The following is a 24,804-nucleotide window of genomic DNA, read 5'->3' as shown; positions in this document are numbered from 1 at the left end:
ATTAACCGATAGAACCTTCCATTTCGAACTTGATCAAGCGGTTCATTTCAACTGCGTATTCCATTGGAAGCTCTTTTGTAAATGGCTCGATGAAGCCCATTACAATCATTTCAGTCGCTTCTTGTTCTGAAATACCACGGCTCATTAGATAGAATAATTGTTCTTCAGATACCTTTGATACCTTTGCTTCGTGCTCTAATGAAATATTATCATTTAAAATTTCATTATATGGAATTGTATCAGAAGTAGATTGATTATCCATAATTAATGTATCACATTCGATGTTTGAACGCGCACCTTCTGCTCTTCGACCAAAGTGGACAACACCACGGTAAGTTACTTTACCGCCATGTTTTGCAATTGATTTCGAGACAATCGATGATGTAGTATTTGGCGCAAGATGCAGCATTTTTGCACCAGCATCTTGGTGTTGGCCTTTACCAGCGATCGCGATAGAAAGTGTCATACCACGAGCTCCTTCACCTTTAAGGATACATGCTGGGTATTTCATAGTTAACCTAGAACCGATATTACCATCAATCCATTCCATTGTTCCATTTTCTTCAACAACAGTACGTTTTGTAACTAAGTTGTAAACATTATTTGCCCAGTTTTGAATGGTCGTATAACGGCAATACGCATCTTTTTTAACAATAATCTCAACTACCGCACTGTGAAGTGAGTTTGTTGTGTATACAGGTGCTGTACAACCTTCAACATAGTGTACGCTTGCACCTTCATCAACGATGATCAATGTACGCTCAAATTGACCCATGTTTTCAGAGTTGATACGGAAGTAAGCTTGAAGTGGTGTATCAACTTTGATACCAGGTGGTACGTAGATGAATGAGCCACCAGACCAAACAGCTGAGTTCAATGCAGCGAACTTGTTATCAGTTGGAGGAATTACAGTTGCCCAATGCTCACGGAAAATATCTTCATTTTCTTTAAGAGCTGAATCTGTATCCTTAAATACGATTCCAAGAGCTTCAAGGTCTTCCTTCATGTTATGGTAAACAACCTCTGATTCGTACTGAGCAGAAACACCAGCAAGGTATTTTTGTTCAGCTTCAGGAATACCTAATTTATCAAAAGTAGCTTTGATTTCTTCTGGTACTTCATCCCAAGACTTTTCAGATTTCTCAGATGGTTTTACGTAATACGTAATCTCATCAAAGTTTAAGCTATTTAAGTCTCCACCCCATTGTGGCATTGGTTTGCTGTAGAAATGCTCTAAGGATTTAAGACGGAAGTCTAACATCCATTGTGGCTCTTCCTTCATGCGGGAAATTTCTTCAACAATTTCTTTTGTTAAACCACGTTTTGAACGGAAGATGGAAACGTCTTTATCTGCAAAGCCATATTTATAATCGCCAATTTCAGGCATTTTCTTTGCCATTCTACTTCACTCCATTCTCTGTAAGGGTCTCTCGATATAAAATCTACGAGAGGTTACTTACGATTCATTTTGCTCGTTCTTAAATCCCTTTTCCATTGCTTTCCAAGCTAAGGTTGCACATTTTATACGTGCTGGGAATTTTGAAACGCCCTGAAGTGCTTCAATGTCTCCTAAATCAATGCTATCATCATATTCATTTCCAAGCATCATTTCTGAGAAGATTTGTGACATTTTTAATGCATCTTCAATTTTTTTACCTTTAATCGCTTGAGTCATCATGGATGCGGATGACATAGAGATCGAACAACCCTCACCATCGTATTTTGCGTCTTGAACAATCCCATCATCCACTTTTAAAGTAAGATGAATACGGTCTCCACAGGTTGGGTTGTTCATGTCGATTGTTAATGCACCCTCTTGAATAACTCCACGATTTCTCGGCTTTTTATAATGATCCATTATCACCTGTCGGTACAAGGTATCAAGATTTATGTTAGAATCCATTGCTGAAATACTCCTTTGTTTTTATGAGTCCTTCAACTAGTTTATCAATTTCTTGCTCTGTATTGTAGAGGTAAAAACTTGCACGAGCTGTAGCTGATACCTTCAACCATTTCATTAAAGGCTGCGCACAGTGATGTCCTGCTCTTACCGCGATTCCATCTGCATCTAAGACTGTTGCAACATCATGTGGATGAACATCATCAATATTGAAGGTGACAAGTCCTGCACGATGTTTAGGTCCATAAATCGTTAGACCCTCAACTTGAGACAATCGTTCCATTGCATAATTTGCTAGATTATGCTCATGCTCTAGGATTTGATCAAGACCAATATCCTCTAAAAAGTCAATTGCAGCACCTAATCCAATTGCTCCAGCGATGATTGGTGTTCCAGCTTCAAATTTCCAAGGAAGCTCTTTCCATGTCGATTCGTAAAGGTCAACGAAATCGATCATTTCACCGCCAGTTTCAACTGGCTCCATTTTTTCGAGCAAAGCTTTCTTTCCGTATAAAACACCGATGCCAGTTGGTCCACACATTTTATGACCTGAAAAAGCAAGAAAGTCACAACCCAGATCTCTCACGTCAATTTTCATATGTGGAGCAGCTTGTGCACCATCAACAACCATGATTGCTCCGTTTCGATGTGCAATTTCGGTAATTTCTTTAATAGGATTGATTGCTCCTAGAACGTTCGAAACCATTGTGACTGATACAATCTTCGTTTGATTTGTAACAGTGGCTTCAACATCCTTCAAATCAATTGAGCCATCCTCTTGTAAAGGAATGTATTTCAATTTTGCACCAGTGCGTTTTGCAATTTGCTGCCAAGGAATAATATTGGCATGGTGTTCCATGTAGGTGATGACAATTTCATCGCCCTCTTTAAGATTATCACGCCCATAGCTTTCTGCAATTGTATTCATTGCAGTTGTTGTTCCCCGGGTAAAAATAATCTCTTGAATAGAGGATGCATTGATGAATTTACGAACCTTTTCGCGCGCATTTTCATAAGCATCAGTTGCTTTTGTTCCAAGGGTATGAACCCCGCGGTGTACATTCGAATTATATTCTCGATAGTAGCGATCCATCGTTTCAATAACCTGAACCGGTTTTTGAGATGTAGCAGCACTGTCCAAATAGACAAGTGGCTTTCCATTTACTTCTTGCTCTAAGATAGGGAACATGGAACGAATATCATGGATATTCATTATCTTACTTTCCTTTCGATTACCTCAACTAGTTGTTTTTTAACACCTTCAATAGGAAGTTGATTTACAACTGGTGCAAGGAAACCATGGATAACTAAGCGCTCAGCTTCCTTCTGCGGAATACCACGGCTCATTAAATAATATAATTGTACTGGGTCAACCCTACCAACAGATGCAGCGTGACCTGCTGTTACATCATCTTCGTCAATAAGTAAAATTGGGTTTGCATCTCCACGAGCTTTTTCGCTAAGCATCAATACTCTTGATTCTTGTTCTGCATTTGATTTGGAAGCACCATGTTCAATATGCCCAATACCATTAAAGATCGAGCTGGCGCTGTCTTTCATAACACCATGTTTTAAAATATAACCTTCTGAATTTTTACCATAGTGTGTAATTCTTGTAGTGAAGTTTTGCTTTTGTTCACCACGTCCAACAACTACTGTCTTCGTATCTGCTAACGAACCATCACCAACTAAATTCGTAATGTTTTCTGAGATCGTATCACCATCATTCATGAGCCCAAGAGCCCATTCGATTTTACTATCACGACCGATTACTCCACGACGAGTAACATAAGTTGTATTTCCAGTAGCTAAAGCATCTACGGCACCGTAGGTTACCTTCGCATTTGCACCTGTAATTACCTCAGATACAATATTTACAACTGTATTAGCAGAGTTTGTTGTTGAAATATAGTTTTCGACATAAGTTACGGAACTATTATCTTCTGCCACAACAATTACATGGTTAAAAGTAGCTGCGTCACCATTTTCTTGAATAAATACAGCATGAATTGGAACGGATACTTCAACATTTTTAGGTACGTAAACGAATGCACCACCATTTACTAATGCAGCATGTAATGCAGTAAGGCGATGTTCGTCAACCTTAACAGCTTCTGTCATAAAGTATTTTTGAAGAAGTTCACCGTGTTCACGAGCAGCTGTATGAATATCTGTGAAAATAACGCCACTTGCTTTTACATCTTCAGTAAGAGATAAAAACGCTGGTGTATTGTTACGTTGAATATATATATTCTTTTCTTCTTCAACATGAATTAAAGATTTAATTTCTTCAGGTAATTCGTCAATTGATTGATATGGAGCACTTTCTACAACATGGTTTGCAAATTGAGTAAAGTTCCATTTATCAATTTTTGTTTTATCTGGTCTTGGCATTGGAAGGTCTTCTGCTTTTTCAAGAGCCTGTAAGCGAAGATCCTGTAGCCAACTTGGTTCACCAAGAGAAGACGAAAAACCTCTGACATAATCTTTATCAAATGGTAATTTCGTATCGATTGTCATAATAATCCTCCTAACGCTTACGCTTCTTGATCTACAGTTTCATCTTCAATTCCTAGTTCTTTCTTGATCCAATCATATCCTTCTGCTTCTAGACGTTGTGCAAGCTCTGGACCACCAGATTTTACAATGCGTCCTTGCATCATAACATGTACTTTATCTGGTGTAATATAGTTAAGTAAGCGTTGGTAGTGAGTGATGATTAAGCAACCAAACTCTTCTCCGCGCATTTCATTGATTCCTTTAGAAACAACCTTCAATGCATCAATGTCAAGCCCTGAATCAATCTCATCAAGGATTGCAATTTTAGGCTGTATCATCATTAATTGTAGGATTTCATTACGTTTCTTCTCTCCACCTGAGAAGCCTTCGTTTAGGTAACGTTGAGCCATATCAGGATCCATCTCTAAGAACTCCATGTTTTTATCCATCGTACGGATGAATTTCATTAGTGAGATTTCATCGCCTTCTTCGCGACGTGCATTAATTGCAGAACGAAGGAAGTCAGCATTTGTAACACCACTGATTTCACTTGGATATTGCATGGCTAAGAAAAGACCAGCGCGTGCACGCTCATCAACTTCCATTTCCAATACATCTTCTCCATCTAAAGTAACGCTACCACTTGTAACCTCATATTTAGGATGACCCATGATTGCAGATGATAATGTTGATTTACCTGTACCATTCGGTCCCATGATTGCGTGAATTTCTCCGCCTTTTATTTCAAGGTTTACTCCCTTTAAAATCTCCTTGCCTTCGATTTCGACATGAAGATCTTTTATTACTAAAGTAGATCCTGCCATAACTACTACCTCCATTAGACAAAAAATATTTTGTATAGAATTGACAAATAACGTCAAAACTCTATTCTCATTTTATTCTCATTACAATCTTATAACAAATTCAAAGTGTTATCAACCTTTACACATTGGGAATAAGATTACATTTTTGACAATGAGATGATTGATTATTGATTATGAATTTCAATCATTTTTTGAGAATGATAATAAGACCTTAAGTAAGATGTTTCTTCCTTAAAACTTGTCCATCATTAAGATAACATAAATTAATAAGATATGTAAGGAAGAAGGGGATTACCGCTTTCGCTTTTATCCCTTGGCTTATTTTTCACTCATTTAGTGAATTCATTCTATATAAAAACCCAGTGTTGGGCACTGGGTCTTCGTCCGATTATCTATTTAAAAATGAACTTTTCGGTCATGTTGAGCTACAATCATTCGACCTTGTTTATATTCTTGTTCACGGTTTTTCTCGACCCGTAAACGTTCCTTGAATTTTCGACAGTAGTCCTCATAGCCAATTCCATGTGCCTGATGCATTGCCTTTTCCATTTCGCCCGTATAATTTAAACGGATTCGATTGATAATGAACCAATCCCTTCTTTTTTATCGTGTTATGTTAACACGGTTATAATGGTAACACTACCAACTTTTTATCACAATGGTGAGAAAATGCAGTATTTTAAGCTACCCATTCTTATTTAGCTGTTTGGGATTATGATAAACACGAGATAAAGAATTAAGGCAGATTCCTTTGTATTCCTCCCGAATATTCAAGAATTGAAAAAAGCTTACCAATTGGCAAGCTTTTTTCAAAAATTATTTTACTGTAGTAACCGCACCAGCATATTTTTCTTCAATAAACTTCTGAATTTCATCTGATTTTAATACTTCAACTAATGCCTTAATTTCCTCACGGTCTTCGTCACCTTTGTTAACAACGACTAAGTTTGCAGGAACCACATCGTCCCCTTCAAAGGCAATCCCATCCTCAGCGATATTTACGCCACCCTCAAGTGCATAGTTTGTGTTAATTACAACTGCGTCGCCTTCACCATTTTCAAATGAAGTAGCAAGAAGCTTTGCTTCAATCAATGTTGAGAAATCTAGATTTTTTGGATTTTCGATGATATCTTCCACTCTTGCTTGGTCACCAACACCCTCTTTAAGTTTGATGACACCTTCTTTTTCAAAAATCGGTAAAATACGTCCATGGTCACTAAATGAGTTGCTCATGATGATTTTGGCTCCATCAGGAAGCTCTTTTAAACTACTGTATTTTTTAGAATAGATTCCAATTGGTTCTTTATGAATTTCTCCAACACTTACAAAATCAAAATCTGGATTTTCCTCTAATTGCAAATCTAAATAACCTGGTGTTTGAAAGTAGTTTGCATCAAGTTCTTTTTCATGAAGTGCTACGTTCGGCAAAATATAATCTGTAAACACTTCAATTTTAAGGTCAATTCCCTTTTCTTTTAATAAAGGTTTTGCTTGTTCAAGTACTTCGGCATGTGGAACTGCTGATGCACCAACGACTAATTCTTTATTGCCTTCTGCGTCTTTTGAGTCGCCCTTGTTTGACTCATCACTTGATCCACAAGCAGCTAATGTAAGGGTTAGTAGTCCAATTAATAATACAAAAAATAATTTTTTCATTTGTGTTCCTCCTGTTATCTCTTGTCTGTTTGTTTTGTAAAATAATCACCCACAAATTGAATAATAAATACTAAAATTAATATCGCAATTGTGGCAATAAATGTAATGACTGGTTTGTTACTTTGGAAACCATATAGATAAGCAAAATGACCTAATCCACCAGCACCAATAACACCGGCCATCGCAGTGAAGCCTACTAATGAAATCGCAGTAACTGTAATCCCTGATATTAAGGCTGGTAGGGATTCTGGAATTAACACTTTAAAAATAATAGTCGAGTTAGTTGCTCCCATAGAATGAGAAGCCTCAATTACACCTTTATCTATCTCGCGCAAAGCAATTTCAACCATTCTTGCGTAAAACGGTGCCGAACCTATAATTAAAGATGGTAATGCAGCATTAGGCCCTAGCATTGACCCCATTACAATTTTCGTAAAAGGTATTAATAATACAATAAGAATTATAAATGGTATGGATCGAAAAATATTAACTAGTGCGGATACAATTCGATTTACGACAGAATTTTCCCACGCATTTCCTTTATCTGTTAAAAAGAGAACCAAGCCCAGAAATAGACCTATTATAAAGGTTGCAAGAACTGAAATCCCGGTCATATATAAGGTCTCTTGGGTTGCTTCCCAAAGATTTCCCCAATTCAATGTTTGGTAATCTTTAACCTGTTTTTCCCACTTAAGAAGTTCTTGGAATTGTTCAAGCATTTTCAATCACCTCAGCTTCTACTCGTTGTTCCCGAATAAATTCAATGGCTGAAGTGACTTCGTTCAGTTCACCAGCAAGATGAATAAATAATGTACCATAAGAGCCATTTTGGGTTTGTGAAATCTTTCCTTGTAAAATATTCACTTCAATTTTAAAGTCTCGGATTAAAGAAGTAATCAATGGTTTTTCAGCATCTTCCCCAACAAAAGTGAGCTGAACCACTCTTCCATTTGGATAACGTTCAAGCAAATGCTCAATCATTTCTTTTGTTTCTTCAGGCTCTGTCACTTGTTGCACGAAACGTTTTGTTATAAGAGCTTGTGGCTTTTTAAATACATCCAGAACTCGGCCTTGCTCAACAATCGCTCCATTTTCCATCACGGCAACACGGTGACAGATTTTACGTATAACATGCATTTCATGTGTTATTAACACAATCGTTAATCCTAAACGTTCATTGATATCGACAAGCAAGTCCAATATCGAGTCAGTTGTTTGTGGGTCCAACGCAGATGTTGCTTCATCACAAAGCAAGACCTTAGGGTTGTTTGCAAGTGCTCGTGCGATTCCTACCCTTTGCTTTTGACCACCACTGAGCTGTGAAGGATATGCATCTTCTCTTCCTTCTAAACCTACCAGCTTAATAAGTTCTGTAACTCGTTCTTCCCGTTTGGCTTTTGGAACTTTTGCGATTTCAAGGGGAAATGAAATATTTTCCCTCACGGTTCGTGACCATAAAAGGTTAAAGTGTTGAAAGATCATACTTATTTCTTTACGCGCATCACGTAACGCTTTTCCTTTAACGGAAGTGATATTATGACCGGCAACTGAAACTGATCCCTCAGTTGGGGTTTCAAGTCCGTTCAGCAAACGGATAAGCGAGCTTTTTCCTGCTCCACTATAGCCGATAATACCAAAGATTTCGCCTTCATTAATTTCCAAATCAATATCGTTAACGGCTGTTACAGTATTTGCTTTTGTTTTATATATCTTTGTCACATTTTTTAGTGTTATCACGTAGTCACACCTTCTATCCCAAGAAAACTATGTTTAGTTTATGCGATATAGTAAATAATTAACGGAAATAATTGAAAAAGCCTTTCTGCAACAGCGAGCAGAAAGGCACAATTCAGTAATTCCTTCCTCTCATCTTCCAAAGCTTTTGCTTTGTGTGAATTGGCACCTTTTCAACAAATGTTGACGGTTGCTGGGTTTCATCGGGCACATCCCTCCACCGCTCTAAATAAGAGTCATCATATATTTACTTGTAATATCGTCCTAAATAACACGAAACTTATCTTATCATCTGTCATTTAAGGTGTCAATGAAAAAGTTGTGACTAATGTACCAAAGTAAAACTTAAGCAGTAGGCAATGGTGAAACTGAACTTGTTCCATTTGCTACTTTAATGGCTTGCTCTAAATCTTCTAAAATATCTTCAATATTTTCGATTCCAACAGATAAGCGAACTAAGTCTTCAGACACACCAGACAACTTTAAATCTTCCGGGCTTAATTGCTGGTGTGTTGTGCTTGCTGGATGAATAATTAAACTCTTAGCGTCACCTACGTTTGCAACATGTGACCAAAGCTCAACATTATTAATTAGCTTCTCACCAGCTTCTCTTCCACCTTTGATACCAAATACTACGACTGAACCTGCACCTTTTGGTAAGTATTTATCAGCTAATTGTTTATTCGGGTGATCGTCCTCACCAGGATACAGTACCCATTCAACCCCTGGATGGTTTTTAAGATATGAAACAACTTTTTTCGTATTTGCAATATGCTCTTTCATACGAACGTGTAATGTTTCAAGACCTAGGTTAAATTGGAATGAATTAAAAGGACTTAAAGCTGGACCTAAATCACGAAGAAGTTGGACTCTGGCTTTAATGATATAAGCTACAGGTCCTAAAGCATCAGCAAACACTAAATCATGATAGCTTGGATCTGGTGTTGTAAATCCAGGGAATTTTGGTGAATTCCAATCAAATTTACCACCGTCAACAATAATACCTCCCATTGTTGTTCCATTACCTAGTAACCACTTAGTAGCAGAATGAACAACAATATCAGCTCCATGCTCAATTGGACGACATAGATATGGTGTGGCGAATGTATTGTCAATAATTAATGGAATTCCTGCTTCATGAGCAATATTTGCTACTGCTTCAATATCAAGAATATCCAAGCTTGGATTTCCGATTGTTTCAGCAAAAATCGCCTTTGTATTTGGCGTTATGGCTTGACGGAAGTTTTCTGGATTTGTAGGTTCAACTAAATGCGTCTTAATTCCATATTTAGGTAGCGTATTTGCGAATAAGTTATACGTTCCACCATAAAGTGTAGAAGCAGATACAATCTCATCTCCTGCACCAGCAATATTTAGAATAGCTGTTGTTATCGCGGCCATCCCACTAGAAACAGCTAATGCACCAACTCCACCCTCTAATTGTGCTACTCTTTCTTCAAAAACAGTTGTTGTTGGGTTATGAATACGAGTATAAATATAGCCATTTTCCTTAAGCCCAAATAGATTTGCTGCATGTTCAGTTGTATTAAATTTAAATGCATTTGATTGATAAATTGGTACGGCTCTAGCCCCTGTTACTGGATCTGCTTCAAGACCTCCATGGACAGCGATTGTCTCTGGTCTATAGTTTTTTTGTTTCTCACTCATTTGAATCTCTCCCTCTGTTTTGTTTATAAAAAATATAGGCTTATTTCTAAAAGATTGTTGTTTTTAAAACATAGGGTGATTTCCGCTCCTGGTACTCGCTTTCCGCGGGAGATCCGCAAGCCTCCTCGCTTGGCTCGCTATTCCCGCTGGAGTCTCGTACCATCCGCTGAAATCACATGAAGGCCAATAGTTACTATTTCCCTTCGCACAATCATATCCAAAAACAACAATTTTACGAAAAAGCCAAAATAAAAAACCTCTTCGATAAGAAGAGGTGTATGTACGGTCTCTCTTCTTATCTTTCAGACAAAAAATGTCTGTTGGAATTAGCACCGTGTAAATTACCGGTTGCCGGGCTTCATAGGGCCATTCCCTCCACCACTCTAGATAAGATTTTAAATATGAAATTTATTACTTTAACAAGTTAATATCATGCTAACTCTTATTCTAAAATATGTCAATAAGAATTTTTAGAAAAAATGGGCAATTTGAAATTAGTGTTTTATTTCGACACATATTCGAAACAAATTTATACATACATCGTTCATATACTTCTTTTTTTCCGGGAAATATGACATATTACGATATTTTCGCTACTTGTTTCTCCTCATTACGAAAGGAGCTTCTACTGAAAACTAGTAGGAAATATAACGACCCTATTAAATACAAGACTGACGTAATTGTAAACACGTATGCATAGCCCCAATATGCTCCATGCATCATAACAATTGAAGTCGATACTGGTCCCATTAGTGCCCATCCTAATGAAAACACCATTTGATTCACTGAATTAGCAAGACCCTTCATCGAATCGTTCACTCGTCCCATTACAAGAGATGCTTGAATCGGGTTACCCGCATTCATTAATGCTTGCCTAAATAAAAAGGCAATAGCGGCTATGTAAAGATTTTCGGTATACCCTGTTAACAAAAGAAATGGAAGCGATGATAATTGCAAATACACCACTGCACGAACCTCTCCAACCTTACTTACAATGATAGGACCAATAATCATTGCAATAGCAGTTGCCGCTTGTCCCAATGAGAGAATCAATCCGATTATTGTATTACTTGCTAGAAAGCGATCTGCAAAATACAAATTCAGATAGGGTATGACCAATCCAGAACCGAAGCCAATGATCATTTGTGCGAAGGCAAACATAGCAATTAATTTGATTTGCGATTTATTTGCTTTTAACTTTTGGCCAAAGGATTCTTCTGTTTTCATTTCTGGTTGTTGTCTACGTTGTTCATTCATTTTAATGATTGGTAGAATTCCTGCAACATAGATGACCGTTGCAATTAAAAGCGTGATTCTTACACTCCAAAGTCCGCTCAGATGAAAAACAAATTGGAAGGTGTCGGACAATGCCCCACCTGCAATGTTACCAACAACCTGTGCAATCATCATGATTGCCGAATGAAAGCTAAAAAGATGTACTCTTTGTGAAGAAGATGAGTTTTCGGCTAACCAGGGGACACCGGAAACCTGGATAAAAGCCGTCGACAATCCCGTTAAAAATGCCGTCGCTATCAGTAGCTGTTCAGCATCTAATATACTTCTTGCAAAGAAAGCTATTGTTGAAACAGCAACACCCAGCACCATCACTTTTTTTCTGCCTAATTTATCACTCATTAGACCTGCCGGGACTAGAATAATTGCCGATGCCAAAGCTGTCATAGCGATAATAGTTCCATTTGTTTGCTCAGAATACCCCAGCTCACGCACATAAAAGTTATACATGATGGTGAACATACCCATGCCAAGCTGTGTAAAAATGGTCGCTAAAATAAATAGTTTAATATTTTGATTGTATGATTTGTATTGTGTTTTCCATTCTGTCACTATGTTGCTCATATGCGCTCCCATGTTTGAATATTTCGATTCCCTAAACATCATACAACTTTTCTAAAAAATTGCAATAAAAAACAACGCGGAAAATTACGCGTTGTTCAGTCTTTTGAAACTATTTCAAGCAAATAGGGAACCGAGTGGAATGCATAGTATTTTTCTAGCACTTTCCCATCTTTTATTTGCATTAAACAAGGGACACTCTCGATTTGCCATTCCATTGCTTTTTGAGGTAAATAATTGAGGTCACTTTTTCCGATGGTTACGAGTGGAAGTAATTCATCAACTACCTTTATCATCTTTGATGCCACTTGGCAGGTTCCACACATAGGTGTGTATAAATAAAGCCAAAACTCATCCTTATTGGTGAATTTGAAGTCGATTTCGTGTTCTTGCCATTCTTTCATGTCTACTACAACCTTTATTTTTCTTAATTGTTTCTTATTGTACCATGATCTTTGAAAAGACATATGATGAAAAGCTTTAACTACTTATAATAAGAATTCTGCGTGAACATCAATATTTGCTGAAAGAAGTACGGTTGCAATATGATGTTCGGGTGCTGTCGCAACCTCTCGATACGTTTTATCGATAAACAAATGCCGTGCTTCAGGGAATTCCCGTTTAAACTGTTTCCTTAGCTTATCCCCAGCACTGTCGGCATCCACTAAAATATAAACATCTTTATTAAATAAATGTTCAATCAACTCATCAAGTTTTGAAATACTTATCGTTCCATTTGTACAAATGATTTCAACTGGTTCATTTACAACCGTTTCAATCTTCTTTTTGTCTGTTCTCCCCTCGACAATGATTACTTTTTCTAAATCGTCAAAAGCCACCATTTCATCACCTTATTTCAAGTGTACATTTTTCTGCCTATTACTTCTATTCGATGTATATAACTGCTTTTCCTTCATTTTATCGTGAAGATTCATTTTGGTGATAAATACTGAAAAAGTTGTGGAAAAAAAGACAGTGGGTATCCACTGTCTTCAACACCATCCATTTTCATCGTCACAATCAACATATTTCATATCTGGGGAAGTAGGAACATCTGCATAAGTGAAAATTTTACTCTCTTCTTGCTCATATCCCTGGTTTAACTCAAATTGAGCTCCTTCGTTCGTAAACCAAATTTTACCTATAGGTTCTTTTTCAACAAATAGATTCATTCCGTTATTTCCAAGCTTTCCAATTACTCGATCTGTCACATCAATTCGAGTATGTTTCAATACCATCATAAACACCCTTCCCTTGGTATTTAATTTTAGAATGTCCATTAAGAAGAACTTCATTCGGCTTGGAATTATTCTCAATAAGTTCGTTTCAAAATGAAAAAGAGCCAGGTTAGGAATACTCCTTTACTGGCTCTCTCGTTTTGAATTAGTCTTCTTTTATCATTTCTTCGTACTGCTCAGCTGTCATTAGGTTCTCTACATCTCCAGCATTTGCAGGTTCAATAACAATCATCCATGCTTTCTCATATGGAGATTCGTTTACGAATTCTGGACTATCATCAAGGTCTTCGTTGATTTCAACAACTTTCCCACTAATTGGTGCATAAAGCTCAGATACCGTTTTAACTGACTCAACACTACCGAACGGCTCGTCTGCTTGGATTTCGTCGCCAACCTCTGGTAGTTCAACGAATACGATATCTCCTAATTCAGACTGTGCAAAATCTGTAATTCCGATACGTACTTTATCCCCTTCAACCTTCACCCATTCATGTTCCTCAGAATAACGCAAATCTTTAGGTGTGCTCATTTTGTACCCTCCATTAAATTCGATTTTATGAAATATGTTTTACTCTTTTGTTGAGAATGCTCAACAAAGTGTTTATGTAAAAGTCCTTAAAAAGGCTTTCATCCGATTTAATTTGTCCAATTCGCTTCAAAATTCGTTTCATTAAATCCAACTGTTACCTTATTTCCATCCGTAGTAAGTGGGCGTTTTATAAGCATTCCATCTGATGCAAGCAGGTTTAGCAACTCATCCTCTGATGCAGAACTGATTTTATCCTTCAACCCAAGTTCGCGGTATTTTTGACCACTTGTATTAAAGAATTTCTTTAATTCTAATCCACTGTTTTGGTACATTTCTTTTAATTGCTCTTTTGAAGGTGGATTCTCAACAATATGTATTTCCTCAAAGGCAACCTGATGTTCCTCTAACCATTTTTTTGCTTTACGACAGGTTCCACATTTCGGATACCAATAAAATGTCAATGCCATATTCTCACCACCTTATCCATCCAGAAATATTTTACCATATTAAAATTTGAATTTAAAACCTTTCATTGTTCCATTGATTAATTTCGACTTAATTCCAGTTTATCCTTCAAAAAAAGAAAAACATTCATTATTTAAAAGAAAAAGCCCCTTATGAAAGGAGCTTCTTGGTAATTATTATTACACCGTGTATTTTTCAGCCTCGATTAACGTTGCTGCAATTTCACGTTTCTTTGTAATCACATTTACAGGGGTAAAGCGAGTTAATTTACGCAAAGCAGATGTCATCATGCGTAATACATCACCTTCTTCTGTCGCAACAAGAGTTTCTTTTGCATGTGCTTCAATTTCATTGAATGCTTCTTGTACAAACACTTGTGTATAAAGGATCTTTTGCTGATTCTTATCTTCACCTGATTTATTGATTGCTTTTTCTGTGCGAAGAACGACTGATTCCATCGCATAAACATTTGCTGCGATATCTGCAATATTTGCTAGGATTTCCTGTTCTTTTTCAAGCTTTGGACCGAATTTTTGTGCAGCAAGTCCGGCAATCATTAGGCCTACCTTCTTCGCATTACGAACTAGGTACTTCTCTTGTTCTAGAACGCCTTCGCCCACTTCTTCAGGCATTAACATCATAAGCTCTTCTTGAAGCTGTGTTGCTTTTTCAAGTAATGGTAATTCTCCTTTTAATGCTTTACGAAGGAACGTTCCAGGAACAAGTAAACGATTGATTTCATTTGTACCCTCAAAAATTCGGTTAATACGTGAATCACGGTATGCTCTTTCGATTTCATACTCCTGCATGAATCCATATCCGCCGTGGATTTGAACACCTTCATCGACAACATAATCCAATACTTCTGTATTGAAGAATTTATTGATTGAACACTCAATTGCATACTCCGCAATTGATTTTGCTACTTCCTTCCCATTCTTTACTTCTTCTTCTGATAATTGCCCCATGCGATCTTCAAAATACCCGACTGTACGGTACACACTGGATTCAGCCGCATATATTTTTGTTGCCATGTTTGCCAATTTTTCTTGAATTAATCCAAACTTTGAAATTGGTGTTTTGAATTGCTGGCGTTGGTTTGCATATTTAACTGCAAGCTCGAATGCGCTCTTAGCACCACCAACTGCACCTACACCAAGCTTATAACGACCAATGTTTAGGATGTTAAATGCAATCACGTGTCCTCTTCCAACTTCACCTAAAAGATTTTCTACTGGTACCTGTGCATCTTCAAGAATTAGTGTGCGAGTTGATGAACTCTTGATTCCCATTTTCTTTTCTTCTGCACCAGTTGATACACCAGGAAATTCGCGTTCAACAATAAATGCTGAGAATTTATCACCGTCATTTTTTGCATATACAACGAACACATCCGCAAAACCGGCGTTCGTAATCCATTGTTTTTCACCATTTAGTACATAATGAGTACCTTCTGTATTTAATTTAGCAGTTGTTTTTGCACCTAGCGCATCAGAACCTGACCCTGGCTCTGTTAGAGCGTAAGCTGCAAGTAACTCACCACTTGCTAATTTAGGTAGGTACTTTTGCTTTTGCTCTTCATTTCCAAACAGAACAATCGGTAGAGAGCCAATACCAACATGTGCTCCGTGAGAAATAGAGAATCCTCCAGCTCTTGCCATTTTTTCAGCAATTAATGCAGAGCTTACTTTGTCTAGTCCTAGCCCGCCATACTCTTCTGGTACGTCTACTCCTAAAAGACCAAGCTCACCTGCGCTTTTTAATAATGTTACCGAACGTTCAAACTCATGATTTTCAAGATGTTCAATCTGTGGAAGAACCTCGTTTGCTACATAGTCCTCTGTTGTTTTTGCAATCATTTTATGTTCATCTGTGAAATCTTCAGGTGTAAAGACACGGTCCGCTTCAAGTTCTTCGATTAAAAAGCCTCCACCTAAAACGACTTTATCAGTTGCATTTGACATATTGTTTCCCCCTAAAAAGTATTCATTGGAGGCTAACCATGATATGGTTAGCCACTATCCTTATGCTAATAATTCAAAGACTCCGGCTGCTCCCATTCCGCCACCGATACACATCGTGACAACACCAAATTGTACGTTGCGACGTTTCATTTCATGCATCAATGTAAGTGTTAATTTTGCTCCTGTGCACCCAAGTGGATGCCCAAGTGCAATCGCACCTCCATTTACATTTACGATCTCTTCATTAAGTCCAAGTTCACGAATTACTTGAAGTGATTGTGATGCAAAGGCCTCGTTTAATTCAAATAAGCCAATATCAGAAAGCTCAAGACCTGCCAATTTAAGTGCTTTTGGAATAGCTGCTACTGGACCGATCCCCATTACTTCAGGTGGTACACCTGCTACAGCAAACGATCTAAATTTCACGAATGGAGATAATCCTAAGCTAGTCGCTTTTTCACGATCCATCACCATGACTGCTGCTGCACCATCACTCGTTTGTGATGCATTACCTGCAGTAACTGATCCAGTCACTGAAAATGCTGGTCTTAATTTTGCTAATACTTCAAGATTCGTATCTTCACGTACCCCTTCATCCTGTGAAAATTGAACATGCTTTTCTACCAATTTATGATTGGAATCAACTTGTCGAAGAGTAACGTCCACTGGTACAATCTCATCTACAAATTTACCTGCCTTAATAGCAGCTGCAGCTTTTTGGTGACTTCTTACCGCAAAAGCATCTTGGTCTTCACGGCTAACACCATACTTGACCGCAACTTGTTCAGCAGTGTGACCCATCCCCATATAGTATTCAGGTGCTGTTTCAGCAAGCTTTGCATTAGGGCGAACCACATGCCCCATCATTGGGACTAAACTCATCGACTCTGCTCCACCAGCAATGGCTGTATCGGAGTGACCGAGCATTATTTTTTCTGCAGCATAGGCAATTGATTGGAGTCCTGAGGAACAATAACGATTCACAGTGATTGCTGGAACTGTATGCGGTAGTCCTGCTAATGCTCCAATATTTCGTGCCATATTTAAGCCTTGTTCTGCCTCAGGCATGGCACATCCTATAATTAAATCATCAATATTTCCTTCATAATTCCCTGCACGCTTTAATGTTTCTTTGACAACTAATGCTCCTAAATCATCCGGTCTTACGTTTGCAAGAGTCCCTTTTTTCGCTTTTCCAACCGGGGTTCTCGCTCCGGCAACGATGACTGCTTCTCTCAATATATTCCCTCCTAACTTTTTAACCGCAGCAGGAGATTGAAGATTTCAATCTCCTTCAAGCATGTGGGTTTAGTTACGTAACGGTTTTCCTTTTACTAGCATGTGTTGCATTCTTTGCTGTGTCTTTGGTTCACCAACAAGGCTAAGGAATGCTTCACGTTCTAAGTCAAGTAGGTATTGCTCATCAACCTCGGTACCATATGGAACATTTCCACCTGCTATAACCCATGCAAGCTTCTTCGCAATCTTAAGATCATGGTCTGAAATATAGCCTGAATATTTCATTGCTTGTGCACCTAAAAGGAGGGTTGCATAGCCTGTTTCACCAACCACTGGTACCTTTTTACGCACTGGAGCCTTATAGCCTTGTGCGGAAATTGCCAATACTGATTGTTTTGCATCATAGATAAGGTGATCACTGTTAAAGGTGATACCATCTACTTTTGTTAAGAAGTTATTTGTTCGAGCTTCTTCAGCTGAAGTAGAAACCTTTGCCATTGCAATTGTTTCGAATACTTTATTTGCAACATTTTGAAGGTTAACTTCTACTCCTGTAGGCATTCCTTGAAGATGGTTGATATAAAGCTCCTTGTTACCACCACCACCAGGAATCACACCAACACCTACTTCAACTAGCCCCATGTACGTTTCGCTTGAGGCTTGAATTTTCGCCGCCGGTAAACAGATTTCTGCTCCTCCACCAAGGGTCATACCAAATGGTGCTACCACTACCGGCTTTTCACTATATTTGATATTCATCATCGCTTGTTGGAAATTGCGTACAACAAGGTCAATGTCATAGAAATTGTCATCTTGTGCTTCCATTAAGATCATCGCAAGGTTTGCACCAACACAGAAGTTTTTCGCCTGGTTTCCGATGACTAGGCCTTTATAGTTTTTCGCCACTTCTTCTATGGAGTAATTGATCATCTGAATAATATCGAAACCAATTGCATTATTTGGTGATGTGAATTCTAATAAGGCGACATCGTCACCTAAATCTATCAAACTAGCACCACTGTTTTTCTTAATAACGCCATTCGTTTCTTTTAATGTTTTTATATGAATATTCTTCGGATTTACCTTAATAGCTTTGTATTCCCCATTTTGATAATAAGAAACAGAGCCATTTTCTTTTTTATAGAAAGAGGTATTCCCGTTTGCTAACATCTCTTTTATCCAAGCTGGTACAACAGAGCCTTCTGCTTCCATCTTCTTCACAGAATTTTCAAGACCGATTGCATCCCACATTTCAAATGGCCCCAACTGCCAGCCAAAGCCCCACTTCATTGCCGCATCAATGGCAACAATATCGTCCGCAATTTCACCTAGAAGAGTAGCAGAATAGATAAGTGCTGGGCTTGTAATATTCCATAAAAGTTTTCCAGCGCGATCTTCAGCGTATAAGAGTGTTTTCAGCTTATTCGCAGTCCCTTTTACTTGTTTAATCGACGCAGTAACTGGTGTTTGAAGCTTTTTGCGATCTTGATATTCAAGTGTTTCAGGATTTAATTCAAGGATTTCCTTACCCTGTTTTAAGAAGAAACCTTGACCTGATTTACTTCCTAACCATCCTTTTTCCTGCATTTTCTTCATGAAGTCAGGAACATTGAAAACTTCTTTTTCTTCTCCTTCCACTTGCTCATAAACATTATTTGCAACATGGATAAATGTATCAAGACCCACAACATCAAGGGTACGGAAGGTTGCACTCTTCGGCCGACCAATCATTGGACCCGTAACGGAGTCTACTTCACCAATGCTGTATCCGCCCTTCAGCATTTCACGAACAGTTACAAGCAAACCATATGTTCCAATTCGATTTGCAATGAAATTAGGCGTATCCTTCGCTTCAACAACACCTTTACCAAGTACATCTTCACCAAATGTTTTCATAAAAGAAAGTACTTCTGGGCTTGTGTTTTTTGTCGGAATCACTTCAAGCAACTTCAAATAGCGTGGTGGGTTGAAGAAGTGTGTTCCTAAAAAGTGCTTTTGAAAATCCTCTGAACGTCCTTCAGCCATTGCTTCAACCGAAATTCCAGATGTGTTGGAGCTTACAATGCTGCCTGGTTTTCTAACCTCATCGATTTGGCTAAAAACCTTTTTCTTAACATCAAGGTTTTCAACAACCACCTCAATAATCCAATCCACTTCTGAAAGCTTTGCTAAATCATCTTCAAAGTTTCCGGTTGTGATAAGAGCAATATTCTCCTTAGAAGTAAGTGGCGCCGGCTTTTGTTTTAACAGCTTTTGAACCGCTGTATGACTTAATCGATTTCGGACTTCTTTACCCTCGAGTGTAAGCCCTTTCTTTTTTTCTACTTCTAAAAGTTCACGAGGAACAATATCTAATAGTAAGGTAGGTATTCCGATGTTTGCTAAGTGTGCAGCAATACCTGAGCCCATAACCCCTGAACCAAGAACTGCAGCTCTTTTAATGCTTTGGATCATTCACAGTTTCCCCCTTCGATTCAATTTGAATGAACACTCATTCATTTTTGCTTCAAAAAAAATATCCCTTATCCATTTCAAGCCCATGAATATTGAACATCCAAAAGAATGAGTTCCTTTATATCTAAATATAAATCAATATTTAAATTTTCGCAATATATTCACGAAACAATTTTTCTTTTTTTTGTTAATTCGTTTTTAAACAGGGAAACAGGGAATTCTAAAAAATGGAGGTGACAATCCAAATGGCGAAAGTTGATAAAAACCCATCTAAACGCGCTGTGAGTGCAGCAAGTGTTAAAGGAAATGCTGGGCCAGATTTTAGGAAAAAGTTCGGAAAAACCCAATCCACCAACCAACAATATGGAGCCCATAATACGGGTAACGAAGAATAAGTAGAATTTTTCAAATGCACCTTGGAAGAGAGTTTGTTGAAGGACTATTTGGTGTGATTTTGTAGGCGGAGGGGTCTTCACGACCGCGATGAAGACCTTTTTATACCGAATCCTTCGTGTTTTGGTCTTCATGAACGCGATGAAGACCTTTTTATGCCGAATCCTTTAGTGTTTCGGTCTTCATGACCGCTATGAAGACCTTTTTATGCCGAATCCTTCAGTGTCTAGGTCTTCATGACCGCTATGAAGACCTTTTTATGCCGAATCCTTTAGTGTTTCGGTCTTCATGACCGCTATGAAGACACTTTTATGCCGAATCCTTCAGTGTTTCGGTCTTCATGACCGCTATGAAGACCTTTTTATGCCGAATCCTTCAGTGTCTAGGTCTTCATGACCGCTATGAAGACCTTTTTATACCGAATCCTTCGGTGATTTGGTCTTCATGACCGCGATGAAGACCTTTTTATTCCGAATCCTTTAGTGTTTTGGTCTTCATGACCGCGATGAAGACCTTTTTATGCCCAATCCTTCGGTGTTTCGGTCTTCACGACCGCGATGAAGACCTTTTTATACCGAATCCTTCGGTGATTTGGTCTTCATAGTTTAGTCTCATTTCATTCAAACAAAAAGCAGCGCGAGAATAACATTACTTCCTCGCACTGCTTTACAATTTTTCAAACACTCTATTTCCCAAATACACCCTTCAAAACGAATGCTACATTTGCGGGGCGTTCTGCAAGACGTCTCATGAAATATCCATACCAATCGGTTCCATACGGTACATACACGCGCATCGTATAGCCTTCTTTTACAAGTTCCTCATGGCGTTCTGAACGAATCCCATATAGCATTTGGAACTCAAATTGGTCATGGCTGATATTATGTTCCTTAACTAATTCCTTCGTATATTGAATGATGGCCTCATCGTGAGAAGCAACTGCCGTGTAGTTGCCATTTAGGAGATGCATTTTTATGATTTTCTTAAAGTTCTCATCCACATCCTTCTTCTCAGGGAATGCTACTTCCGGAGATTCCTTATAGGCACCCTTAACAAGGCGAAGATTAGGATGATACTCATTTAAATCTTCAATATCTTTTACAGTCCGATACAGATATGCTTGAATAACCGTTCCTACATTGTCGTAATCTTTACGAAGCTTTTTAAAGATTTCGATTGTCTTCTCACATCTGGAGTAATCCTCCATATCAATCGTCACGAAGACATCGTTTTCTTTTGCAGCATCAAGAATTCTTCGCATATTATTCATCACAACTTCATCTGAAATGTCCAATCCCATAGAGGTCATTTTTAAGGAAAGCTGTGCATTTAATTTTTCCCGGCCAATTGCTTTTATTGCCTCGATGGATCCGTCAGCCATCATATTTGCTTCTTCAATACTATCGACAAATTCACCAAGATAATCAATGGTGACCGCAAGGCCTTTTGCATTAAGCTCTTTAATTTTTTTTACAGCTAAATCAATTGTTTCCCCAGCGACAAATCGTGCAGCCCCAAAACGTAAGCCATATTTTCTCGCAAGTTTTGTAAACGCTTTATTTTTTGATAAAAATAAAAAGAAATTTCGTAAAACTTGTTCCATTCCAGGTTCCCCCTCGAAACGTACTCTAGTTGCAATTCTATAAATCTCTTAATTTCACATATAGTTTATCACGTTTATTTTAACTTGAATATACATCTAAAAAAAATATTAATCGCTTACAGTCGTATTGTATGCATTGCATACAAAAACGTTTTATTGGCATCCTAATAGCGAAAATAGGTTAAGGAGGGTTTTCTTATGCAACAACAGCAATCACAACAGCAGCAGCAACAGCAACCTTTTTATACACCAAAAGGCCCACAAATGTCAGAAACACCAGCAGTTATTACAACAAAGGATCTATTGTATTTAACCGATATGATGTCATGGAACCTTTTGGCATTAAAAAAGGCACACTTTTATGCGGGTCAATGTCAGATGTCTGAAATCTCTCAAGCGCTAGAAAAAGCATGTCAAATGCACGAGCGCCACTATAACCAGATTTTAGATCATATGCAAAAGCATACAGGTCAACAGCCACAGCAACCAAATCAAGGCCAAATTCAAAGCCAGCAAATGCAATAAGGGGGCTACATAAATGAAACAGCAAATGAATCAAAATCAAAACCAAGTAAAAAATCCTAAAACGAGTGTACCAAAAACGCCACAAATGAATGATCGTGATTTTATTAACGACATGTTGGCAACAGAAAAATATATGACAGCTGCTTATAGCACTGCGTTAAATGAAATGAGTCATGACGGATTATATGAGGATATCCGTTCTATTTTTAATGAAACACAGGATTGTCAAAGGGAGCTATATAATCTTATGTTTAAAAATGGCTGGTATAAGCTTGAGGAAGCAGAAACACAAAAAGTACAACAAAAGCTACAACAGTTTTATAACTATACAACGACACAATTCCCGGATCATAACACTGTCCAATAGAAAAAAAGAGATGAAGCCCACGAATTGGTGCTTCATCTCTTACTAGTTTTTTGACGATGTGCTTCATTTAATGTTTTAATTTCTGCAATGATTTCCTTGATGCCTTCTTTTGCATCTGGATACGTTTCGTTCCAGTGCTTAGCAAGTGGTGGCATAGATTTTGAAATATGCATATAGAGCGACCAAAGCTTTACTTTTTCCTTTAGTTCAGGTGAACTTTCACCAAGTAAAAGCTCTGTGTATTTTTCTAGCAATCCATCAACTTGTTCTTCTATTTTTTGATTCATCTTATTTATCTCCTATTTTGCAATTTAACGGACACGTTTTACAGCGGTCTTCGGTAGTGGTTGTCTTATAATAAAGACAGCACGTTTTCCTTGTTCGGATATTTTGGTCGTATTCTGCTCGATATGCCTTTACACCAAAATAACGTGATAACGGGTTGAAAGCAATCGGACCGAATAGTTCCCCTTTTGCCTTCTTCACAAGATACTCAAAATCCTCTTCTATGATCTTTCGTTTATCATCAAACTTTGGTTTTGCCAATACAGATTCATAGAGCCAATACACATAAATGGCGACATTTTCCCATAGAACCTTTTTCGATAATCCCGAATGTTTTGTAAGAATAATTATGACTTCATGGATGTGATCATGAAAAATAGCGCGAATTGTATCGTCTCGCCAATTATCTCGAGAATCGGAAGGTGCTGACATGGTCTGAAGGTCTGTGAAATAGAACTTCGGATTCCAATACCACATTTTCTCTTCTTCACTTGTTTCCAACGAGATGTTGGACAATGACACATTTAATCGTTTGTTTAAAACCGTCATCGCAAACAAATTAAGGACCGCGAAAAATCCATACCGCTTCATGAACATGGAGGCTGCTACACGTTTATCGGGTGCTGAAATCTTTTGCCCGACATTGTCTAAATACTGTTGGATTACTTTTTCATCACAAAGCTCAATTACTCGCCTTGATAAGCTTGATTGAAATCGCCTGTCACTAAAACGGAACTCCTTTAATTGTTCGATTTCCGTTTCCAAAAGGAGGTTTGACATCGTTATACTCCTAGCCTATTTAATATACGCCGCCCCTTGCCGTGTGGAATGCACAAAGGTGTACCGAACAAAGGATCAACGGCAATTTCACAATCCATTCCAAACACATCTTTTACAAGGCTGCTATTCACAACAAGCTCAGGTTTTCCCTGACCATAAATTTGTTTATCTTTTATCGCTACAATATGATGGGCATAGCGGCATGCTAAATTTAAATCATGTAAAACCATGATGATCGTTCGTTTTTCAGTTTCGTTCAGTTCAAATAAAAGGTCGAGAATCTCGATCTGATGCGTCATATCAAGATAGGTGGTTGGTTCATCTAGTAAAATAATATCGGTTTGCTGAGCAAGCGTCATCGCAATCCAAGCACGTTGGCGTTGACCACCCGAGAGAGAATCGACGGTTCTCTCGGCAAAACCTATCATATTGGTAGCTTCTAAAGCATGATTAACTATTTTTTCATCTTCTTCCGTCCATTGCTTGAGCCAGTTTTGATAAGGGTAACGACCTTGTTTAACCAACTGAAGAACAGTCAAACCTTCAGGAGCAGTTGGTCCTTGAGGAAGAATAGCAAGCTTTCGTGCTACTTCTTTTGTCGGAAGCTTTGCAATCGCCTCTCCTTCTAAGAGAACAGCTCCCTGTTTTGGTTTTAGAAGTCTTGCTAAAGAACGTAGCAAGGTTGATTTTCCGCATCCATTTCCACCTATAAAAACAGTGATTTCACCTTTTGGTAACTCAAGATGTAAATCTTCGATGATAATGGAGTCCCCGTACGATAAAGTCAAGTTTTCCGTTTTCAATGCATTCATCAAGTACGCCCCCTT

Annotated in this window: 26 protein-coding genes and 2 riboswitches; of the genes, 3 read left to right on the top strand and 23 right to left on the bottom strand. The window is 38.1% G+C overall.

Annotated elements, in window-relative coordinates:
• Nucleotide 1: 1 nt before the first annotated feature.
• The 19 genes from sufB to DZB84_RS14155 form a co-directional block, all read right to left on the bottom strand.
• Nucleotides 2-1,399 carry a Fe-S cluster assembly protein SufB gene (gene sufB / locus DZB84_RS14240; RefSeq protein ID WP_116352935.1) on the bottom strand — a complete coding sequence of 466 codons (1,398 nt, stop codon included), beginning with the start codon at nucleotides 1,397-1,399 and terminating at the stop codon, nucleotides 2-4.
• A 57-nt stretch (nucleotides 1,400-1,456) separates the two neighbouring features.
• On the bottom strand, nucleotides 1,457-1,903 hold the full coding sequence (gene sufU / locus DZB84_RS14235; RefSeq protein WP_116352934.1) for a Fe-S cluster assembly sulfur transfer protein SufU: 447 nt from the start codon (nucleotides 1,901-1,903) through the stop codon (nucleotides 1,457-1,459).
• Nucleotides 1,893-3,113 carry a cysteine desulfurase gene (locus DZB84_RS14230; RefSeq protein ID WP_116352933.1) on the bottom strand — a complete coding sequence of 407 codons (1,221 nt, stop codon included), beginning with the start codon at nucleotides 3,111-3,113 and terminating at the stop codon, nucleotides 1,893-1,895. The genes sufU and DZB84_RS14230 overlap by 11 nt, the downstream gene beginning before the upstream one ends.
• Nucleotides 3,113-4,420, bottom strand: a complete 1,308-nt coding sequence (gene sufD, locus DZB84_RS14225) for a Fe-S cluster assembly protein SufD (protein WP_116352932.1) — start codon at nucleotides 4,418-4,420, stop codon at nucleotides 3,113-3,115. Before sufD ends, DZB84_RS14230 begins: the two co-directional genes overlap by 1 nt.
• A gap of 17 nt (nucleotides 4,421-4,437) precedes the next feature.
• A complete protein-coding gene (gene sufC, locus DZB84_RS14220) occupies nucleotides 4,438-5,223 on the bottom strand; it encodes a Fe-S cluster assembly ATPase SufC (protein ID WP_116352931.1) in 786 nt (261 codons plus the stop codon).
• Between the two features lie 396 nt (nucleotides 5,224-5,619).
• Nucleotides 5,620-5,772 carry a YuzK family famiily protein gene (locus tag DZB84_RS24945; protein ID WP_189655252.1) on the bottom strand — a complete coding sequence of 51 codons (153 nt, stop codon included), beginning with the start codon at nucleotides 5,770-5,772 and terminating at the stop codon, nucleotides 5,620-5,622.
• A gap of 267 nt (nucleotides 5,773-6,039) precedes the next feature.
• Nucleotides 6,040-6,879 (bottom strand): MetQ/NlpA family ABC transporter substrate-binding protein, encoded by an 840-nt coding sequence (locus DZB84_RS14215; protein ID WP_116352930.1) that lies wholly within the window; start codon nucleotides 6,877-6,879, stop codon nucleotides 6,040-6,042.
• 14 nt (nucleotides 6,880-6,893) lie between these two features.
• Entirely contained in the window at nucleotides 6,894-7,598 is a 705-nt protein-coding gene (locus tag DZB84_RS14210; RefSeq protein ID WP_116352929.1) for a methionine ABC transporter permease, read from the bottom strand.
• Entirely contained in the window at nucleotides 7,591-8,616 is a 1,026-nt protein-coding gene (locus DZB84_RS14205; RefSeq protein WP_116352928.1) for a methionine ABC transporter ATP-binding protein, read from the bottom strand. The genes DZB84_RS14210 and DZB84_RS14205 overlap by 8 nt, the downstream gene beginning before the upstream one ends.
• A 126-nt stretch (nucleotides 8,617-8,742) precedes the next feature.
• Nucleotides 8,743-8,849, bottom strand: a riboswitch (SAM riboswitch).
• A 109-nt stretch (nucleotides 8,850-8,958) separates the two neighbouring features.
• Entirely contained in the window at nucleotides 8,959-10,281 is a 1,323-nt protein-coding gene (locus DZB84_RS14200) for an O-acetylhomoserine aminocarboxypropyltransferase/cysteine synthase family protein (protein ID WP_116352927.1), read from the bottom strand.
• Between the two features lie 292 nt (nucleotides 10,282-10,573).
• Nucleotides 10,574-10,675: riboswitch (SAM riboswitch) on the bottom strand.
• A gap of 185 nt (nucleotides 10,676-10,860) precedes the next feature.
• Entirely contained in the window at nucleotides 10,861-12,138 is a 1,278-nt protein-coding gene (locus tag DZB84_RS14195) for an MFS transporter (protein ID WP_116352926.1), read from the bottom strand.
• A 95-nt stretch (nucleotides 12,139-12,233) separates the two neighbouring features.
• Nucleotides 12,234-12,539, bottom strand: a complete 306-nt coding sequence (locus tag DZB84_RS14190) for a thioredoxin family protein (protein ID WP_116352925.1) — start codon at nucleotides 12,537-12,539, stop codon at nucleotides 12,234-12,236.
• Nucleotides 12,540-12,623: 84 nt separating this feature from the next.
• The gene (locus DZB84_RS14185; RefSeq protein WP_223254457.1) at nucleotides 12,624-12,977 is read right to left on the bottom strand and encodes a toprim domain-containing protein; all 354 of its coding nucleotides are present in this window, start codon (nucleotides 12,975-12,977) and stop codon (nucleotides 12,624-12,626) included.
• A gap of 150 nt (nucleotides 12,978-13,127) precedes the next feature.
• Nucleotides 13,128-13,376 (bottom strand): YusG family protein, encoded by a 249-nt coding sequence (locus tag DZB84_RS14180; RefSeq protein ID WP_189655251.1) that lies wholly within the window; start codon nucleotides 13,374-13,376, stop codon nucleotides 13,128-13,130.
• A 142-nt stretch (nucleotides 13,377-13,518) separates the two neighbouring features.
• Entirely contained in the window at nucleotides 13,519-13,902 is a 384-nt protein-coding gene (gcvH, locus tag DZB84_RS14175; protein WP_116352922.1) for a glycine cleavage system protein GcvH, read from the bottom strand.
• 107 nt (nucleotides 13,903-14,009) lie between these two features.
• Nucleotides 14,010-14,369: an arsenate reductase family protein gene (locus DZB84_RS14170; protein ID WP_116352921.1), complete on the bottom strand. Its 360-nt coding sequence runs from the start codon at nucleotides 14,367-14,369 to the stop codon at nucleotides 14,010-14,012.
• Nucleotides 14,370-14,546: 177 nt separating this feature from the next.
• On the bottom strand, nucleotides 14,547-16,331 hold the full coding sequence (locus DZB84_RS14165) for an acyl-CoA dehydrogenase family protein (RefSeq protein ID WP_116352920.1): 1,785 nt from the start codon (nucleotides 16,329-16,331) through the stop codon (nucleotides 14,547-14,549).
• Between the two features lie 60 nt (nucleotides 16,332-16,391).
• Entirely contained in the window at nucleotides 16,392-17,570 is a 1,179-nt protein-coding gene (locus tag DZB84_RS14160; protein WP_116352919.1) for an acetyl-CoA C-acetyltransferase, read from the bottom strand.
• A 69-nt stretch (nucleotides 17,571-17,639) separates the two neighbouring features.
• On the bottom strand, nucleotides 17,640-20,024 hold the full coding sequence (locus DZB84_RS14155) for a 3-hydroxyacyl-CoA dehydrogenase/enoyl-CoA hydratase family protein (protein WP_116352918.1): 2,385 nt from the start codon (nucleotides 20,022-20,024) through the stop codon (nucleotides 17,640-17,642).
• Nucleotides 20,025-20,269: 245 nt separating this feature from the next.
• On the opposite strand from DZB84_RS14155, the gene DZB84_RS14150 reads away from it, so the two are divergent.
• Nucleotides 20,270-20,419 (top strand): YuzL family protein, encoded by a 150-nt coding sequence (locus DZB84_RS14150; protein ID WP_116352917.1) that lies wholly within the window; start codon nucleotides 20,270-20,272, stop codon nucleotides 20,417-20,419.
• Nucleotides 20,420-21,102: 683 nt separating this feature from the next.
• On the opposite strand, the gene DZB84_RS14145 is transcribed toward DZB84_RS14150, so the two are convergent.
• Nucleotides 21,103-22,020 (bottom strand): proline dehydrogenase family protein, encoded by a 918-nt coding sequence (locus DZB84_RS14145; protein ID WP_116352916.1) that lies wholly within the window; start codon nucleotides 22,018-22,020, stop codon nucleotides 21,103-21,105.
• A gap of 198 nt (nucleotides 22,021-22,218) precedes the next feature.
• On the opposite strand from DZB84_RS14145, the gene DZB84_RS14140 reads away from it, so the two are divergent.
• Together DZB84_RS14140 and DZB84_RS14135 are read left to right on the top strand one after the other, a co-directional pair.
• Nucleotides 22,219-22,545, top strand: coding sequence for a hypothetical protein (locus DZB84_RS14140; protein ID WP_189655250.1), 327 nt, complete (start codon nucleotides 22,219-22,221; stop codon nucleotides 22,543-22,545).
• 13 nt (nucleotides 22,546-22,558) lie between these two features.
• Nucleotides 22,559-22,912, top strand: a complete 354-nt coding sequence (locus tag DZB84_RS14135; RefSeq protein WP_223254456.1) for a spore coat protein — start codon at nucleotides 22,559-22,561, stop codon at nucleotides 22,910-22,912.
• Nucleotides 22,913-22,944: 32 nt separating this feature from the next.
• Here the strand turns inward: DZB84_RS14135 and DZB84_RS14130 are convergent, their stop codons facing one another.
• Genes DZB84_RS14130 through DZB84_RS14120 form a run of 3 tightly spaced genes read right to left on the bottom strand, consistent with a single transcriptional unit; the run spans nucleotide 22,945 to nucleotide 24,789 of the window.
• Entirely contained in the window at nucleotides 22,945-23,199 is a 255-nt protein-coding gene (locus DZB84_RS14130) for a YusU family protein (protein ID WP_116352915.1), read from the bottom strand.
• 1 nt (nucleotide 23,200) lies between these two features.
• Nucleotides 23,201-23,977, bottom strand: a complete 777-nt coding sequence (locus DZB84_RS14125) for an IucA/IucC family C-terminal-domain containing protein (protein WP_116352914.1) — start codon at nucleotides 23,975-23,977, stop codon at nucleotides 23,201-23,203.
• 2 nt (nucleotides 23,978-23,979) lie between these two features.
• Nucleotides 23,980-24,789: an ABC transporter ATP-binding protein gene (locus DZB84_RS14120; protein ID WP_116352913.1), complete on the bottom strand. Its 810-nt coding sequence runs from the start codon at nucleotides 24,787-24,789 to the stop codon at nucleotides 23,980-23,982.
• Nucleotides 24,790-24,804: the final 15 nt, after the last annotated feature.

This window comes from Bacillus sp. HNG (assembly GCF_003400205.1).
Classification (GTDB): Bacteria; Bacillota; Bacilli; order Bacillales; family Bacillaceae_L; genus Ferdinandcohnia.
Note: the sequence above shows the minus strand (reverse complement) of the source record. Positions and strands in the feature narration are given on the sequence as shown.